The sequence below is a fragment of the Micromonospora sp. NPDC049102 genome, assembly GCF_043197485.1.
In the GTDB taxonomy this organism is placed as follows: Bacteria; Actinomycetota; Actinomycetes; order Mycobacteriales; family Micromonosporaceae; genus Micromonospora.
In genome coordinates, this window is sequence record NZ_JBICTE010000062.1 from 2,061 (window position 1) to 5,476 (window position 3,416).

The 3,416-nt window shown below is 56.8% G+C and carries 2 rRNA genes; both read left to right on the top strand.

The features are described 5' to 3' along the window. Positions 1–97: 97 nt before the first annotated feature. Positions 98–3,207 (top strand): 23S ribosomal RNA (locus ACGFH9_RS30720). A gap of 85 nt (positions 3,208–3,292) precedes the next feature. Then, a 5S ribosomal RNA gene (gene rrf, locus ACGFH9_RS30725) occupies positions 3,293–3,409 on the top strand. Positions 3,410–3,416: the final 7 nt, after the last annotated feature.

A 3,416-nucleotide genomic window follows, 5' to 3' on the forward strand; every position in this document is an offset into this window, starting at 1 on the left:
TCGCATACCGATCACTGTGGTGGTGCTGGTGTGGGGCGGATCGGGTTGTGGGTTGGTCGTTTGTTGAGAATTGCACAGTGGACGCGAGCATCTTTGTGGTCAAGTTGTCAAGGGCGAACGGTGAATGCCTTGGCACCAGGAGCCGATGAAGGACGTGGGAGGCCGCGATAGGCCTGGGGGAGCTGTCAACCAAGCTGTGATCCCAGGGTGTCCGAATGGGGAAACCTGGCACCAGTCATGTGGTGTCACCCACACCTGAACACATAGGGTGTGTGGAGGGAACGCGGGGAAGTGAAACATCTCAGTACCCGCAGGAAGAGAAAACAAATTTAGTGATTCCGTGAGTAGTGGCGAGCGAAAGCGGATCGAGGCTAAACCGGCTGCGTGTGATACCTGTCAGGGGTTGCGTGGTCGGGGTTGTGGGACCCTGCTGAACAAGCTGACACTTGTTCGAGGAGTTACAAAGTCAGTGGCTAGTCGAACAGTCTGGAATGGCTGACCGTAGACGGTGAGAGTCCGGTAGGTGAAAGTTGCTGACCTTCTGTGGGTGTTCCCGAGTAGCGGCGGACCCCTGAAATCTGCCGTGAATCTGCCAGGACCACCTGGTAAGCCTAAATACTTCCTGGTGACCGATAGCGGACAAGTACCGTGAGGGAATGGTGAAAAGTACCCCGGGAGGGGAGTGAAATAGTACCTGAAACCGTTCGCCTACAATCCGTCGGAGCCTTGCGGGGTGACGGCGTGCCTTTTGAAGAATGAGCCTGCGAGTTAGTGGCATGTGGCGAGGTTAACCCGTGTGGGGGAGCCGTAGCGAAAGCGAGTCTGAATAGGGCGTTTTAGTCGCATGCTCTAGACCCGAAGCGGAGTGATCTAGCCATGGGCAGGCTGAAGCGCGGGTAAGACCGCGTGGAGGGCCGAACCCACCAACGTTGAAAAGTTGGGGGATGACCTGTGGTTAGGGGTGAAAGGCCAATCAAACTCCGTGATAGCTGGTTCTCCCCGAAATGCATTTAGGTGCAGCGTCGCGTGTTTCTTGCCGGAGGTAGAGCACTGGATGGTCTAGGGGGCCCACAAGCTTACCGAAATCAGCCAAACTCCGAATGCCGGTAAGTGAGAGCGCGGCAGTGAGACTGCGGGGGATAAGCTTCGTAGTCGAGAGGGAAACAGCCCAGATCACCAGCTAAGGCCCCTAAGCGTGTGCTAAGTGGAAAAGGATGTGGGGTCGCATAGACAACCAGGAGGTTGGCTTAGAAGCAGCCACCCTTTAAAGAGTGCGTAATAGCTCACTGGTCAAGTGGTTCCGCGCCGACAATGTAGCGGGGCTCAAGCACACCGCCGAAGCTGTGGCATTCACATTTTAACCTCGCTTGGACGTGATTCCTTGTGCAGGTGTGTGGATGGGTAGGGGAGCGTCGTGCCGCGAGTGAAGCAGCGGGGTGACCCAGTTGTGGACGCGGCACGAGTGAGAATGCAGGCATGAGTAGCGAAAGAAGGGTGAGAAACCCTTCCGCCGGATGACCAAGGGTTCCAGGGCCAGGCTAATCCGCCCTGGGTGAGTCGGGACCTAAGGCGAGGCCGAGAGGCGTAGTCGATGGACAACGGGTTGATATTCCCGTACCCGCGAAAGAGCGTCCCTGATGAACTTCGTTGTGCTAACCATCCGAACTGCCAAGGACTTTCGGGTCTGCGGTGGGGAGCGTGGGAACCTGGCGGGTAGTAGTCAAGCGATGGGGTGACGCAGGAAGGTAGCTGAGCCCGGCCGGTGGTTGTGCCGGGGTAAGCGTGTAGGCCGTGTCGTAGGCAAATCCGCGACGCACTAGGGCTGAGACGTGATGCCGAGCCGATTCAGGTGAAGTCAGTGATCCTATGCTGCCGAGAAAAGCCTCTAGCGAGTTCTTAGCGGCCCGTACCCCAAACCGACACAGGTGGTCAGGTAGAGAATACCGAGGCGATCGGGCGAACTGTGGTTAAGGAACTCGGCAAATTGCCCCCGTAACTTAGGGAGAAGGGGGGCCGGAGACGTGAAGCCCCGCGCGGGTGGAGCGTTGTATGGCCGCAGAGAGCAGGGGGAAGCGACTGTTTACTAAAAACACAGGTCCATGCGAAGAAGTAATTCGATGTATATGGACTGACGCCTGCCCGGTGCTGGAACGTTAAGGGGACCTGTTAGCTCTTCGGGGCGAAGCGGAGAACTTAAGCGCCAGTAAACGGCGGTGGTAACTATAACCATCCTAAGGTAGCGAAATTCCTTGTCGGGTAAGTTCCGACCTGCACGAATGGCGTAACGACTTCCCCACTGTCTCAACCACAGGCCCGGCGAAATTGCAGTACGAGTAAAGATGCTCGTTACGCGCGGCAGGACGGAAAGACCCCGGGACCTTTACTATAGCTTGACATTGGTACTTGAGTTAGCTTGTGTAGGATAGGTGGGAGCCGGTGAAGTCCATACGCCAGTATGGGTGGAGGCAATCTTGAAATACCACTCTGGTTGATTTGGGTATCTAACTTCGGACCGTTATCCGGTTCAGGGACAGTGTCTGGTGGGTAGTTTAACTGGGGCGGTTGCCTCCTAAAGGGTAACGGAGGCGCCCAAAGGTTCCCTCAGCCTGGTTGGCAATCAGGTGTTGAGTGCAAGTACACAAGGGAGCTTGACTGTGAGACTGACAGGTCGAGCAGGGACGAAAGTCGGGACTAGTGATCCGGCACTTGCGAGTGGAAGCGGTGTCGCTCAACGGATAAAAGGTACCCCGGGGATAACAGGCTGATCTTCCCCAAGAGTCCATATCGACGGGATGGTTTGGCACCTCGATGTCGGCTCGTCGCATCCTGGGGCTGTAGCAGGTCCCAAGGGTTGGGCTGTTCGCCCATTAAAGCGGTACGCGAGCTGGGTTTAGAACGTCGTGAGACAGTTCGGTCCCTATCCGCCGTGCGCGTAGGATACTTGAGAAGGGCTGTCCCTAGTACGAGAGGACCGGGACGGACGAACCTCTGGTGTGCCAGTTGTCCCGCCAGGGGCACGGCTGGTTAGCTACGTTCGGAAGGGATAACCGCTGAAAGCATCTAAGCGGGAAGCCTGCTTCAAGATGAGGTATCCCACCCACTTTGTGGGGTAAGGCCCCCAGCTAGACGACTGGGTTGATAGGCCGGAAATGTAAGCCCGGTAACGGGTTCAGTTGACCGGTACTAATAGGCCGAGGACTTGACTACTAAGCTGCTACGCGTCCACTGTGCAACTCTGAACAAGCGAACACCCGTGTTGTGTGCCCGGGTTTGTTTGATATGTTCATAGAGTTACGGCGGTCATGGCGGAGGGGAAACGCCCGGTCACATTCCGAACCCGGAAGCTAAGCCCTCCAGCGCCGATGGTACTGCACTCGTGAGGGTGTGGGAGAGTAGGACACCGCCGGACAATCTTC